Origin of the sequence: Duganella sp. P38, assembly GCF_050859475.1 — a bacterium.
Classification (GTDB): domain Bacteria; phylum Pseudomonadota; class Gammaproteobacteria; order Burkholderiales; family Burkholderiaceae_D; genus Rugamonas.
This window is the reverse complement of record NZ_CP193936.1, coordinates 3,361,929-3,375,487: the sequence shown is the minus strand read 5'-3', so window position 1 is coordinate 3,375,487 and position 13,559 is coordinate 3,361,929. Positions and strand designations below refer to the sequence as shown.

12 protein-coding genes and 1 pseudogene are annotated in these 13,559 nt (G+C 64.2%); 4 read left to right on the top strand and 9 right to left on the bottom strand.

What is annotated here, in order from left to right; translation table 11 throughout:
• Positions 1–3 precede the first annotated feature (3 nt).
• The 3 genes from ACRQ5J_RS15680 to ACRQ5J_RS15670 are packed head-to-tail and all read right to left on the bottom strand — an operon-like array spanning position 4 to position 3,779.
• Positions 4–1,530: a TIGR03016 family PEP-CTERM system-associated outer membrane protein gene (locus tag ACRQ5J_RS15680; protein WP_432377832.1), complete on the bottom strand. Its 1,527-nt coding sequence runs from the start codon at positions 1,528–1,530 to the stop codon at positions 4–6.
• Entirely contained in the window at positions 1,514–2,248 is a 735-nt protein-coding gene (locus tag ACRQ5J_RS15675) for an XrtA-associated tyrosine autokinase (RefSeq protein ID WP_432377830.1), read from the bottom strand. The genes ACRQ5J_RS15680 and ACRQ5J_RS15675 overlap by 17 nt, the downstream gene beginning before the upstream one ends.
• A gap of 31 nt (positions 2,249–2,279) precedes the next feature.
• Positions 2,280–3,779, bottom strand: coding sequence for an XrtA system polysaccharide chain length determinant (locus ACRQ5J_RS15670; RefSeq protein ID WP_432377828.1), 1,500 nt, complete (start codon positions 3,777–3,779; stop codon positions 2,280–2,282).
• 127 nt (positions 3,780–3,906) lie between these two features.
• Between ACRQ5J_RS15670 and ACRQ5J_RS15665 the strand changes: the two genes are divergently transcribed.
• Positions 3,907–4,500, top strand: coding sequence for an XrtA/PEP-CTERM system exopolysaccharide export protein (locus ACRQ5J_RS15665; protein WP_432377826.1), 594 nt, complete (start codon positions 3,907–3,909; stop codon positions 4,498–4,500).
• Between the two features lie 199 nt (positions 4,501–4,699).
• Positions 4,700–5,317, top strand: coding sequence for an N-acyl amino acid synthase FeeM domain-containing protein (locus tag ACRQ5J_RS15660; RefSeq protein WP_432377824.1), 618 nt, complete (start codon positions 4,700–4,702; stop codon positions 5,315–5,317).
• Here the strand turns inward: ACRQ5J_RS15660 and ACRQ5J_RS15655 are convergent.
• Genes ACRQ5J_RS15655 through prsT form a run of 3 tightly spaced genes read right to left on the bottom strand, consistent with a single transcriptional unit; the run spans position 5,300 to position 8,617 of the window.
• On the bottom strand, positions 5,300–6,052 hold the full coding sequence (locus ACRQ5J_RS15655; RefSeq protein WP_432377822.1) for a S1 family peptidase: 753 nt from the start codon (positions 6,050–6,052) through the stop codon (positions 5,300–5,302). The two genes, ACRQ5J_RS15660 and ACRQ5J_RS15655, sit on opposite strands and share 18 nt — an antisense overlap.
• 22 nt (positions 6,053–6,074) lie before the next feature.
• Positions 6,075–7,034 carry a tetratricopeptide repeat protein gene (locus tag ACRQ5J_RS15650; RefSeq protein ID WP_432377821.1) on the bottom strand — a complete coding sequence of 320 codons (960 nt, stop codon included), beginning with the start codon at positions 7,032–7,034 and terminating at the stop codon, positions 6,075–6,077.
• Positions 6,926–8,617 carry an XrtA/PEP-CTERM system TPR-repeat protein PrsT gene (gene prsT, locus ACRQ5J_RS15645; protein WP_432383664.1) on the bottom strand — a complete coding sequence of 564 codons (1,692 nt, stop codon included), beginning with the start codon at positions 8,615–8,617 and terminating at the stop codon, positions 6,926–6,928. The genes ACRQ5J_RS15650 and prsT overlap by 109 nt, the downstream gene beginning before the upstream one ends.
• A gap of 136 nt (positions 8,618–8,753) precedes the next feature.
• Here prsT and ACRQ5J_RS15640 point away from each other — a divergent pair, with 136 nt between their 5' ends.
• Together ACRQ5J_RS15640 and ACRQ5J_RS15635 are read left to right on the top strand one after the other, a co-directional pair.
• The gene (locus tag ACRQ5J_RS15640; RefSeq protein ID WP_432377819.1) at positions 8,754–10,034 is read left to right on the top strand and encodes a nucleotide sugar dehydrogenase; all 1,281 of its coding nucleotides are present in this window, start codon (positions 8,754–8,756) and stop codon (positions 10,032–10,034) included.
• On the top strand, positions 10,034–11,095 hold the full coding sequence (locus ACRQ5J_RS15635) for an SDR family oxidoreductase (RefSeq protein WP_432377817.1): 1,062 nt from the start codon (positions 10,034–10,036) through the stop codon (positions 11,093–11,095). The genes ACRQ5J_RS15640 and ACRQ5J_RS15635 overlap by 1 nt, the downstream gene beginning before the upstream one ends.
• On the opposite strand, the gene ACRQ5J_RS15630 is transcribed toward ACRQ5J_RS15635, so the two are convergent.
• The 3 genes and pseudogenes from ACRQ5J_RS15630 to ACRQ5J_RS15620 form a co-directional block, all read right to left on the bottom strand.
• On the bottom strand, positions 11,052–12,200 hold the full coding sequence (locus ACRQ5J_RS15630; protein WP_432377815.1) for a SpoVR family protein: 1,149 nt from the start codon (positions 12,198–12,200) through the stop codon (positions 11,052–11,054). The two genes, ACRQ5J_RS15635 and ACRQ5J_RS15630, sit on opposite strands and share 44 nt — an antisense overlap.
• A 29-nt stretch (positions 12,201–12,229) precedes the next feature.
• Positions 12,230–12,445: a SpoVR family protein gene (locus ACRQ5J_RS15625; RefSeq protein ID WP_432377813.1), complete on the bottom strand. Its 216-nt coding sequence runs from the start codon at positions 12,443–12,445 to the stop codon at positions 12,230–12,232.
• Positions 12,442–13,559, bottom strand: a pseudogene (locus ACRQ5J_RS15620) (DUF444 family protein). The gene ACRQ5J_RS15625 and the pseudogene ACRQ5J_RS15620 overlap by 4 nt, the downstream one beginning before the upstream one ends.

The following is a 13,559-nucleotide window of genomic DNA, read 5'->3' as shown; positions in this document are numbered from 1 at the left end:
TCCTTAAAACGCGACGATGAAGGACGCGCCGACGCCGTTCTCGCGGTAGTTGCCGCCAGCGTTGCTGGTGTGACGGACATGGCGCAGGTCGGCGCTGGCGCTGATGCGGGCGGACAGTTGCCGCGTCAGGCCGACCGTGACGGCGCTGTTGCGGTCCTCGCGGCCGGTGGTCAGGGATTTTGCGCGGCTGTGGCTGGCGCCCACGGTAAGATTGCCGCGCGCCGACATGCGCCAGTTCCATCCCGCTTGCAGGCTGGTCTGGCGGGTGCGGTCGGTCAGCGATAGTTGGTCCGGACCCAGCAGCACGCTGTCAATGGCATTGGTGGTCTGCCCGGTGCGTCCGGTGCTGGCCAGGTGCACCGCCAGTGCGCTGCGCGGCGTGCTGTAGACGCCCGACAGCCGCCCCTGCTTCTGCAAATAATAGCGATGGCTGAAGAAGTTGACATTGCCTTCCGCCCCCATCATCTGCGAAATCGCCAGGAAGACCTGTATCGTCTTCAGTCGCAGTTGCGGATCGGGAATGCGCGTGGCCCACAATTCAAACAGGAAATCGCTGAGGCCCGCCGGTGGAATGCTGAGGAACTCGCCGTGCGTGGTGGTGATGTCCTCGCTGTAGGCCAGCGTCCAATACATGCTGCGCAGCCGGTAGCTGGCCTCCAGGCCATAGGTTTTGCCGAAATAGCGCCGCCCCAGGCTGGCAGACAGCCGGGTGCGCGGCGACGGCGTCCACACCGCGCCCAGCGTGCCGTATTTGCCCTGCGGCTGGGCGCTGAGCGAATGATAGTCCTGCTTTTCGTAGCCGATGGTGCCGAAGCCGGCCAGGCTGTTATTGATCGGATGGCTCAGCGTCAGCGAGGCGTCGCTCATGGTGACCGGCGCCAGTGCGGCGTCGTCTATTTCCGAGCGGCGCAGCCGGAGGTCCCAGTTCCAGCCGCGTCCGGCGTTGTCGCCGGTAAGTTGCAGCGTGGCTGCCCGGCTGCGCACATCCAGCAGGCCGCCGCTGCCCACATGCTGATAGTCGTAGCGCAACAGCGCGGTCGCCAGTCCGCGGAAATGATGGCGCAGATACGGACTGAAGGCCTGGGCGCGCACGGTGCTGGTGTTGCTGTTGCTAATAGCCGGGTCTACCAGCTGCGGTCCGAAGGCCGAGACGTTGCGCTGGGTGATGCCGGCGCGGGCGTCAACGAACAGCCAGTCCGGCAGCACTTCCGCATGCCCATGGGCGTCCAGTTGCTGGCTGGTGCGGTCCGCTTGACGGGTATAAGCGACCTTTTGCAGCGTGTAGGACAGCGCCGCCTGCAGCCGCGGCCCGGTGGTGCTGACCAGCACGCCCGGCGCGAGCTCGGTGACGAACTGGCCGCGCGCCTGCCCGTCCGGGGCCAGGTTCATATTGTCGGTGTAGCTTTCTCGCAAGCGCACGGTGGGTGTGACGCTCCAGTCGGCCGGCGCGGCGATGGCCGGCAGCATCAGCAGCATCAAGCCGCAGCCGCCCGTTGCGCCGCGCCGCGCCAGGCTAATCATAATAACCATAGTATGCGGCGCCGGGAAAGGCCGTGCTCTTGTTGTAGAGCAGGCTGATGTTCGGGCATTGCTCGATCCGTCGCAGCGCCTGCTTGACGGCGTGCTGGCTGGTGCGCTCGGATTCGACCACCATCACGATCTGGCCCATCTGCGCTGCCAGCACGCTGGCCTCGGTGGTCATCAGCAGCGGCGGCGAGTCGAAAATGACGACGCGGTCGGCATAGCGCTCGGCGATCTCGGTCAGCAGCCGGCTCATGCTGCGGCTCGCCAGCAGTTCGGTGGCGTGCTTGTTGGCGCGGCCGGCCGGCAGCACGCTCAGCGTTGGCACATTGGTGCGCAGGATGACGTCGGCCAGGCCGGTCTTTTCGCGCAGCAGGATGTCCATCAGGCCCGGTTCCGGCGGCAGGCCCAGCACCTTGAGCACCGACGGCCGGGCGACGTCGGCGTCGACCAGCAGCACCGTGATATCCATTTCCATGGCGATGCTCATGGCCAGGTTGACGGCGCAATAGGTTTTGCCTTCGCCCGGCATGGCGCTGGTGACAACGATCAGGTTGCCATGGCGGATGGCCGCGACGTCGGCGCCGCCGCGCGCCTTGTGCAGCAAGGGCCGCTTGATGATGCGGAAGTCTTCAGCCACCGAGGTGCGGCCGCCATCCTGCGTGACCATGCCCAGCTGATGCAGCCGGGCCAGATTGATCTCGACATGACGTGGATTATGCTCCATGGGCAGTCTCCTCAGCGCAGCAAAGCGGTAGTCAGCACGCCGCCGTAGGCCGCCACCAGGCAGGACGTGGCGCCGCCGAACCAGTAGGCGCCGTGCCGGCGCTTGCTTTTTCATGGTCGGTCCAGTTCATGGCAACCGTGCCCAGTACCGGGAGCCCGGTGCGGCTATGCAGTTCTTCCGGGCTGAGGAAGGTCGGCCGCACCTGGCTGATCAGCAATGCCGCGGCGACGCCGCACAGCAGCGCCGCGCCCAGCGTGATCGAGTACAGCAGCACGCGGTTGGGGCCGATCGGCGTCAGCGGCAGCGTCGGCGGGTCGATGATACGGATGGTCATCATGTCAGTGGTCGACGTCAGGTCGCCGGACAGCTTGGCTGCCTCGCGCCGGCCGATCAGCTTCTCATAGTTGTCCTTGTTGATCTGGTAGTCGCGGTTGAGCTGGGCCAGTTCGGTTTCCACCTCCGGCACCGCGTTGGCCTGGGCCAGCAGGCGCTGGTGGCGCAGGCTGTATTCCTGGACGCGGGCATTGATCGAGGCCACGCGCGCCTCTGCCTCGGTCTGCGCCACCTTCAGCTGTTGCAGCATGGGGCTGTAGTTCTTGCCGGGATCGCCGGTTTGCTTGCGCTTGCTTTCCTCTAGCTTGCGTTCCTCCAGCTGCGCCACCAGGCGCCGGGCCGCCACGATGTCCGGGTGCAGCTCGGTATATTGCATGCGCAGTGCGTCCAGGCTTTTGTTGAGCGCGGAAATACGGCCGTCCAGCTCCGGATTGTCGATGGCGGCCGGCGCCATGTCGGCGCCCAGTATCGGTTCGTCTCCGCTGATCTGGCTGGCGATGGCGTTGCGCGCCTGTTCGGCCTCGGCCAGCTCCAGCCGCGCGGCGTTGAGGGCGTCGGATGACTGCATCAGCTGGCTGTTGTAATCGACACCCTGGCGCGGCAGCAGGCCGTTGTTCTTCAGCCGGAATTCCTTGACGCTGTTTTCCGCCGCAGTCAGCTTTTCCTCATAGGCGCGGATCTGGTCGTCGATGAACTGCACCGCCTTGCGGGTTTCGCCCCCTTTGCCCTTGTAGCTGCTCTCGACAAAGATCGTCAGCAGCGACTGCACGACGTCGCGCGCCTGCTGCGGCTTGCTGTGGTTGTAGGTAATGCTGTAGATATCGTTGCCGCTGCCGACCACGCGGATCTTGTTCAGCAGCTCGTCCATCTGCTTCTGCTGCTCGCGCGTGTTGGCGGCGGCGATGTCCAGGTCGACCATGCGGGTGACGCGTTCGATATTCGGACGGCTCAGCAGTGTCCGGCTCATGATGGCCACCTGCTGTTCGATATTGGGCACGGTGGTCATGCCGGCCAGCAGCGGCTTGAGGATGCTTTGCGTATCGACGAACACCTTGGCTGAGGACTGGTAGTCGTCCGGCAGCAAGGCCACCTTGATCCAGCCCAGCGTGGCCACCAGCCAGGTAATGGAAATGGCGTACCAGCGGTATTTCCATATGCCTTTCAGACTGGCTATCAGCTGGCTGATGAGCTCCTCCATAATGCATCTCTCCAGTGACGGTCGGCGCGGAATTCAGATTATATTTTTCTTAACTGGGTAGTCGTTGAGCCACATCAAGCAGAGGCCGGCGAGTTTTCTGAATCATTGGCAACGAGGAGGAAACATCATGCGTGCACTGCTTTGTTTGCTGATCGCGCTGCTGGCCGGTTGCGCCAGCCGCGTCTCGCTGGATTTGCCGGACGATGTGCCGCTGCAGGGCGACTACCAGATCGGCGCGGGCGATGTGGTCAATATCAACGTCTGGCGCAATCCGGAGGTGTCGCTCAGCGTGCCGGTGCGGCCGGATGGCAAGATCACCACACCGCTGGTGGAGGATTTGCAGGCTGCGGGCAAAACCCCGACCGAGCTGGCGCGCGATATCGAGAAGGCGCTCAGCAAGTACATCCAGCAGCCGATGGTGACGGTGATTGTCACCAGCTTCGTCGGCCCCTATACGCAGCAGATCCGCGTGATCGGCCAGGCGGCGCGGCCGCAGGCGCTGCCTTACCGGCAGGGCATGTCGCTGATGGACGTGCTGATCGCCGTCGGCGGCATCACCGATTTTGCGGCCGGCAACAAGGCCAACATCATCCGCGTGGTCGAGGGCAAACGGCAGACAGTGCCCGTGCGGCTACAGGACCTGTTGCGCAACGGCGATATTTCCGCCAATGTGGCGGTACTTCCGGGCGATATCCTGGTCATACCGGAAGGCTGGTTCTAACCGCAGCGACAAATTCTTTCAATATTGCGGGAACTTTAAAACTGAGCGGCGGTCTGATGGTTATGTACCACAAGACAGGAAGCCCATCGTGCAACATGACGACGCTATAGTTTCGTTCGAGGTCATCAGCGATATGCGCGACCTTGTTATCGGCGAAGGAAAGGACGAAGCCGCTTTGGATCATCCTTTGGACCAGCAAATGTTTCATATCCGCATGGCCAATTCGCAAGGCCGCCGTGAATCCGCCAGTCTGCTGTTGAAAAAAATGTACGGCTGGCGCGGCTATTCGGTCGACCCGAACGCCGTGCATTCACCGAACAAGATCACCTTGTTCGCGGAAACCGGCGGCGATACCGTCGGCACCATGTCGCTGTGCCTGGACAACGACGAAATCGGCTTGCCCGCCGACGAAAATTTCCGCGACAAGCTCGACGAGCTGCGCGCCCATCACCGCCGCCTGTGCGAGCCGTCGCGGCTGGCGATCGACAAGGGCGTGTCCAAGCGCGTGTTCGCGGCGCTGATCCACATTTCCTACATCTATGCCCACAATATCCACGGCTATACCGACTATGTCATCGAGGTCAATCCGCGCCACGTGATGTTTTACAAGCGCATGCTGGGCTTCCGCGACTTTGGCGGCGAGCGCGAGTGCACCCGCGTCGGCGCGCCGGCCGTGCTGTTGCGGCTGGAGCTCGAATACATGGGCGAACAGATCCGCAAGTTCGGCGGCCTGATGGAACAACATGGGAACGAGCGCTCGTTCTATCCCTATTTTTCCCGACCTGGGATGAGCCGGGCATCACCGGCCGCCTGGTGACGGGGGCGACTTGAGGTAATTGGCCGGGACAGCGTAGGTAATCCCGCTCGGCGCGCTGATTGCCGACTCCTTGACGCCCTTGATGAACACCATGTTGACGACGCCCACCACTTCGCCATTGGCCGGATCGAACAGCGGACTGCCGCTGCTGCCGGGATAAGCCGTGCCATCGAGCTGGAACACGGCGTAGCGCGGCTTTTGCAGCTGACGCGCGGTCTTGCCGTCCAGTTGACGCGCCGTGATGGCCGGCGTGGCCAAAGGCGTGATGGCGGACACGATGCAGCGGTGTGTGACGTGATGCAGTCCGAGGACCATGCCCAGCGGGAAGCCGGTAAACGCCAGCTCCTGGCCTTCGCGGACTTTGCCTGAATCGCCCAGGCGCAAGGCGGGCAGGGCGTCGCCCTGGGTGATGCGTAGCCGCGCCAGGTCGTGTTCCTTGTCCATGGCGACGACCCTGGCGGCGCGAAATTGTGCGCTGTCGCCACTACGCACCAGCACGCCCAACGTTGCGCCTTGACCGCTGTTGACCAGATCGTTGACCACATGTGCTGCGGTCACCACCGTCAGGCCATCGCCGATGACGAAGCCGGTGCCGACGAAGCCAATCGCCGGTCCACGCGTTTGTTGCAGGCTGCCGATGCCGACGATGGATGGCTTGACGTCGTCAATGGTGCGCATCAATTCAGCCGCGTCGGCCGGCGCAAGCAGGCTAAACAGCAATAGCAGCAGTCTCATGATGAACGCGGGCCTGCCGGCGCTACTGCGCCAGCAAGGCCTTCACCGCGTCATGGCGGTCAAAATTGCGCTCTGCCAGCAGCGGCGCCAGCTGTTCGCGCGCACCAGGCTTGTCGCCCGAGCGCGCCAGCGCGACGCCGTAGTGATAGCGCACCTCGTTGTTGGCCGGCAGCTGCGCGGATGCCTGCTTGAGCAGCGGCACGGCGCGTTCCAGCTGGCCTTGTTCTGCCAGCACCCAGCCCAGCGTGTCGGTCACGGTAGCGCTTTTCGGCGCCAGCTGGTGCGCCTGTTCTGCGTACGGCAAGGCGCGCGGGTCGCGCTGTTGCTGGTACAGCCAGGCCAGGTTATTCAGCGCGATCACTTGCTTGGGCGACTGCCGCAGCACTTCCTCGAACTGCGCGGTGGCCAAGACGTATTCCTTCTGCGCCAGCAGGCTGCTGGCAAAGTAGGTGCGGGTGGTGATGTCGCCAGCGTGCTCCTTCAGCCACTGCCGCACCAGCGCGCGCGCCTCATCGAGCTTGCCGGCTTGAATCAAGGCGCCGTAATACGCCAGCAGGCCGGTGGCCGACGGACGCTGTTCGTATTCCTTCTGATACAGCAGCAGTGCCTTGGCCAAGGCTTGCGCGGCGCCTTGCTTGTCGTTGACTTCGGCACGGGCGCCGGCCAGCTGGTGCTGCACCATCGCCGAATTCGGTTGCAGCGCCGCCAGCCTGGCCCAGCTATCGAGCGCCGCGTCTGCCTGGCCGGCGCGCGACTGCAAGGCCGCCACCATCGCCACCACTTGCGGATGTGAAGGATTGGTGGCCAACAGCTTTTGCCCCAGCACCAGTGCCTTGGGCACGTCGCCGCTGCGGGCGTAGAAGTGCGCGAGCTTCAGCGACGGCTCCAGCGTGTCCGGGCGCGCCTGCACGGCGCGCTCCAGCCAGCTCCGTGTCGCCGCAGCCTGGCCCCGGCCCAGCGCCAGATTGGACAGGGCAAGCATGATGTCGACGTTGTTCTTGTCCTTGGCCAGCGATGCTTCCAGGCGCTGGCGCGCGTGGTCGGGCTTTTTTCCTTCACATCGATGCCGGTCAGATTATCGAGCGCCGGCACGAACAGCGGGTCCAGCGCCAGCGCGCGCTCGAAGCTGGTCCGGGCGGCGGCCACATCCTGCTTCACCAGCAGCACGCTGCCCTTGAGGTTATGCACCATCGGGTTATCCGGGCTTTGCGCTTCCATGCGCCGGACGGTTGCCAGCGCCTTGTCGTACTGGCGATTGCGTACCAGGCTCAGCACCAGCATGGCCGCAACGCGCGAGGACCTGGCGTCCAGTGTGGCAGCGTGTTCCAGTTCGGCCACGGCGCGTTCGTTGTCGCCCAGGCCGAGATGGCTCATGGCCAGCGCCGCATGCAGCATCGGTGTCTTGGGAGCCAGTTTGCTGGCCTGGTCGAAATACTCTGCCGATTTGCCGAATTGCCGCAGCTTAAGGTAAATATCACCGGCGAGCATCATCATTTCGAGGTCCTGCCGCTGGCTTTCCAGCAGCGGCGAAACAACCTCCAGCGCTTGCTCGGCCGAGCCGCCATTCAGCAGCGCGGACGCCAGTACCTTGCTGGCGTAGGGATGACCGGGATGGGCTTCGAGGAATTTGCGCAGATGCTGTTCGGCCTCTGTGTAAGCGCCTCTGCTGCGCAGTACCGCGCCCATCAGCAGATTGCTGGCAAGATGGTCGGGGGCGGCGCGCAACACCATGGCCAGGTGATCTTGGGCAGCAGCCATCTTGTTCTCACGGAACTCCACCAGCGCCAGCGTATAAATCAACATCAGGCTGTTGGTAGAAGAAATGCGTGCCAGGTTCAGTTCCTTGCGCGCCTCGCTCAGCTGGTTGGACTGGATGTACAGATTGGCCAGATCGACGTGGGCTTGCAGATGGGCCGGGCGCAGCTTCAGGATGTGCTGGTACGCCGCCATCGCCTCGCTATTCTTGCCCAGCAGGCGCAACACGTCACCATGCAGGCGCAGCGCATCGATGTTGTCGGGCTGCTGCGCCAGCGCCTGCCGCACCAGTGATAGCCCATCGCCCTGATTGCCGTCCAGCAAAGCCAGGCGCGCCTGGCCCAGCAGGCCTGGCGGGCTGCCCGGATGGCGTAACATGATTTGCGCAAACGCCGCGCGGCCTTCGTCCGCACGGTTCAGCCCCAGCAGCGCGTGACCACGCAGCGCCTGCAACTGGGGCTGTTGTTCATCTGCCGGCAGGTCGTCCAGCAGTTTTTGATATTGCCCCTGCTGCAGCAGCGCCTTGCCCAGCAGCGGCAGCACATCGCCAGGGTTGACGCCCAGTTCCTGTGCGCGCCGCAGTTCCTTTTCCGCCGACGCCACGTCGCCGGTGTCCAGATACAACTGGCCGAGCATCAGCCTGGCCTTGCCGTTGGCGGGCGTTCGCTGCAACACGTTCTTCAGCTGAATGACGGCGGATTTTGGCTCGCCGTTTGCCGCATGACGCGTGGCTTGAGCCATCAGATCGCTTTCACTGTGGGTGCGGCCGCATCCGGCAAGCAAGAGCACTATCCACCAAACACGCAGCATCGCCATGTCAGCCTCCCTGAAAACCACAGAGTAGGAACGATCGGCGCTGCACTCGTTGATCGACCGCAAACGGCAGAGCAAAAGGCGCTCTTAGAATCGGTTGACGCAGGTGTTCAACCGACTGAGGGGTGCCGATATGGAAGTTGTTGCCGTGGTGGGACTTGGATATGTGGGCTTGTCGCTGGCGGTGGCGTTTGGCGCGCAGCGGCGCACCATCGGCCTGGACTTGTCCGCGCGCAAGGTTGTCAGCTACCGGCGCGGTGTAGACCCTGCCGGCGAGGTCAGCGCCGCGCAGTTCGCCGAGGCGCGCTGGCTGGAGATGGGCATCGATCCAGTCACGCTGGCCGAGGCCGATTACATCGTGGTGGCGGTGCCGACGCCGGTGGATCAGGCGCACAAGCCGGATTTCAGCGCGCTGCAAGCCGCCAGCCAGACGGTTGGGCGGCACATGAAGGCGGGCGCGGTGGTTATCTACGAATCCACCGTCTATCCGGGCGCCACCGAGGAAATCTGCGTGCCGATACTGGAGCAATGCTCGGGGCTGCGCTGGCAGCGCGATTTCCACGTCGGTTTTTCGCCGGAACGCATCAACCCCGGCGACAAGGAGCACCGGCTGGCGACCATCCGCAAGGTGGTGTCCGGCGATGACAGCGACACGCTGGAGCGGGTGGCCGCCCTGTACGAAAGCGTGGTCGAGGCCGGCGTGCACCGCGCCTCCAGCATCAAGGTGGCAGAGGCGGCCAAGGTCATCGAGAACACCCAGCGCGACCTCAACATCGCCTTGATGAACGAGCTGGCCATTATCTTCGACCGCATGGACATCGACACCCTGGAGGTGCTGCAAGCGGCCGGCTCCAAATGGAACTTCCTGCCGTTCCGGCCCGGGCTGGTGGGCGGGCACTGCATCGGCGTTGACCCGTATTACCTGACGCACAAGGCCGTCATGCTGGGCTATCACCCGGACGTGATCCTCGCCGGCCGCCGCATCAACGACAATATGGCCAAGTTTGTAGCCGAAAAAACCGTCAAACAGATGGTGCGTGCCGGCTTCAAGCTCAAAGGCTGCCATGTCAACGTGCTGGGGCTGACGTTCAAGGAGAACTGTCCCGACTTGCGCAATTCCAAGGTGGCCGACCTTATCCATGAACTGCAATCCTACGGCCTTCAGGTGCATGTCCACGATCCGGTGGCCGACGCCGACGAGGCGCTGCGCGAATATGGCGTGGAACTGCAATCCTGGGAACAGTTGCCGGCCGCCGAGGCGCTGATCTGCGCCGTCGCGCACCGTGAACTGGCGGCGCGGCGCCTGCCGCAGATGCTGGACAAGGTCGCCAAAGGCGGCTGCTTTATCGACCTCAAATCCCAATTCGATCCGGCCGCGCTGCGCGACAGCGGCCTCAGCGTATGGAGGCTGTGATGAGCGACTACGAAAACGGCACGCCCGCCACCAGCGCTTATCAGCAGGTGCGCGAGCGGCTCAGCAGCGAGCAATCGCGCTGGGTGGTCACAGGCGTTGCCGGCTTCATCGGCTCCAACCTGCTGCAATCCTTGCTGGAGCTGGGGCAGCAGGTTGTCGGCGTCGACAACTTCCTTACCGGCTATCGCCGCAATCTCGATGAGGTGTGCGACCAGGTTGGGCCCGCCGCGTGGCGCCGCTTCGAGCTGATCGAAGGCGATGTACGCGACCAGGCCGTCTGCCGTCAAGCCTGCGACCGCGCCGACTATGTGCTGCATCAGGCCGCGCTGGGTTCGGTCGGGCGCTCGCTGGACGATCCCTTGCTGTGCAACGACATCAACGTTACCGGCCACCTGCACGTGCTGGATGCGGCGCGGCGCGGCGGCGTCAGGCGCGTGGTGTACGCCGCTTCGAGCGCCGCTTATGGCGACCATCCCGGCTTGCCGAAGCAGGAACAGCACATCGGCCGCGCCTTGTCGCCGTATGCGCTGACCAAGCATGTGAACGAGCTGTATGCTGGCGTCTACGCCCGTTGCTATGGACTGGAAAGCATCGGCCTGCGATACTTCAATGTATTCGGGCCGCGTCAGGATGCCAACGGTGCCTACGCCGCCGTCATTCCGCAATGGATCGCGGCGATGATCGGCAGGCGCCAGCTGACCATCAACGGCGATGGCGAGAGCAGCCGCGATTTCTGCTATGTCGCCAATGCTGTGCAAGCCAACCTGCTGGCGGCGCTGTGCGGCAAGCCGGCGGCCGTCAACCAGGTCTACAACGTGGCGGCCAGCGCGCGTACCAGCCTTAACGAGCTGTATTTGCTGCTGCATGCGCTGCTGGTCGAGCGCCACCCGCATTTACATGATTACCAGCCGCAATATGCGCCGTTCCGGCCCGGCGATGTGCGGCATTCGCAGGCCGACATCGGCAAGGCCGCCAGCTTGCTGGGCTACGCGCCGACACACGACCTGCGGCGCGGCCTCAGACACGCTTTGCGCTGGTACGAGCGGCGTCTGGCGGCGTGATCTCGACGCTGCGCGGTGTACCGCGAAAGTCCACGGTATGCAGCGTGACCGGCCGGCGCCAGATGCGCGCCACATAATGCATCACTTGCTCGGCCTGCGACAGGTCCAGGCCACGGCCGTCGCGGGCATGGTCGTGGCGCAGCACCAGGCTGGCATCATCGTTCATGCGCTCCACCACGATGCTGGGCGCGCCGTAGTTGTACTTGGGGCCGAGGATGGCTTCGCGCACCTCATGGATGTTGCGGCTAAGGACGCGGGTTTCGCCATCGTGGCGTTCCTGATAGCTGAACAAATCCAGTTTTTCCGCAAGGGCGGCGCTCAGGTGGTTGCGGATGAAACCGAAATCATCTTCCTCGGCGCAGATGCGACGGGCGACCTCCAGCCCCTCGCGCGCGATGATGTCCTCCCACAGCACAAAGCCGAGATGGTAGGGGTTGATGGCCAGCGCCAGTTGCTGCTCGTTGCCGTAGGGCCGCACCACGTCGGAATGGACGCGCAAGGCTTGCAGATACAGATCGTGCGGCAGGAATTCGGCTTCCCGCAGCAAGCACGCATGCCAGTAGGACGCCCAGCCTTCATTCATGATCTGGCAGGCGTGGACCGGGAAGAAGTAAAAAGCTTCCTCGCGCACGGCCAGCAAGATATCGCGCTCCCAATCCTTCAACTCGGGGGCGTGACGGGCGATGAACCACAGCAAATCCTGCTCGGGATACGGCGGAATCGCGCGCCGGCCGGCGGGCGGCGGTGGCGGCGCCGGCGCTGTTTCGCCGGGCAGGGCCTGGTAGCGCTGGCGGAAGGTGTCGCTTTCAGGCGCTGCCGCGGCATCAGCGGACTCGGGGTAGGGCGCACGGTACAACGGCTGGTGGACATCGATATGCGGCTCCAGCGCCAGCGCCGCATCAAGCACGGCCTCGACGGCTTCCTGCCCATGGCGCAGCAGCGCGTTTTCCAGGCTGTGCGCACGTGCTGCGCTTTGCTCCAGGATGTGGCCGCCCGCCATGCGCATGAAGCGGGCGAACAGTTCGTTGCGTTTGACGAAGTCCGCGTGACCGATGACGTGGGCGGTGACCAGCACGTTTTCCGCCAGCGAGTTGTGATCCATCATGTAGGCACGGCAGGGATCGCCAGGGAACATCACCTCAAAGATGCGCGCATGGCCCATTTTTGATGCAGCAACTGGTGGATGTAGCGCAGCCCGAACGACCAGTGGTGCATGCGGACTGGCATGCCGTAGACGGCGATTTCCAGCATGAAGTTCTGCGGCACCAGTTCGAAATCGACCGGGTGGTAATCCAGCCCGAGGCGGGCAGCCAGCGCCCGCAGCTTGTCGCTGAGCTGTTCGAGGTTCATGCCCGCGCCTGCCGGACAAGGAACTGGCGGATGGCATCGAACACGTCATCGCCGCTGGTGAGCACGGCGGTAGACATCGGCAAGCCCTGGCGCTCGCGCTCGCGCCACAACCGGCTCATTTCAGTTTCCTGAATGCGGGGCATGCCGGGCAGCGTCTCGATGTAGCCGAGATAGTTGGCCTCGCCGGCCAGCGACCCGAGCAGGATATTGGCGCTGTGGCGGTCCTCCGAGAAGTTGTCGCCGTCGGAGGCATAGAACACATAGCTGTTCCAGCTGGCCGAATGGTAGTGCTGTTGCAGCATCTCCAGCGCCAGCCTGAAGCCGGTCGAGGCCATGGTGCCACCCATGCCGCTGGCTTCGAAAAATCCCCTTCGTTAAATTCCCACGCCTCCGCCGCGTGGGCCAGAAAGCGCGTTTCGATGCGCCGGTATTTGCGGCGCAAGCCCTGCAGGGCCAGGAAGAAAAAGGTCTTGGCCAGCCGGCGTTCGGCTACCGTCATGCTGCTCGACACATCCAGCATGAACAGCACCACCGCGCTGCAACCGGGCCGAGGCTGCGCCGCCAGTTGGCGAAAGCGCAGGTCCTCGTTGGTGAAGGCTGCCGCAGCCGTCTGGACGGCGCGGCGCTTGACGGCTTCCTTGACGGTGCGCCGGCGGTCCAGCCGCGAGCGCGCGCCGCGCTTGTCCCAGCCCGAGCGCACCGCGTCAGCGTCGTCGAGGGTGGCTTCGCCGCGCGGCTCCAGTTGCGGCAGTTGCAGGTCCTCCCAGAGCCAGTCCATGATCTCGCCGATGGAGAATTCCATCAGCAACGTGACGGCGCCGTCCTCGTTGCCGGCGCCGTTGTCATCATCAAAGTAGGGCGAACGCAAGATGTGGCCCGGCTGGCCGGGACCCTGGCCGGCGCCGGTGCGCGCATAGTCTTCCGACAGGCGAAAACGCGCGTGTTCCAGCAGCTTCACCGGCACCTGCACGCCGCGCTGGCCGGCACCGGTCATCAGGTCCGGCGCGGACAGCGCTTCAGGCAAGTGCGCGCGCACGGCGTCGCGCACCTTGTCGTTGTGGCGCAGCCAGTCGCGGGCGCCGCGCGAGAACAGGTCGTACCAGTCGTTGCGCAT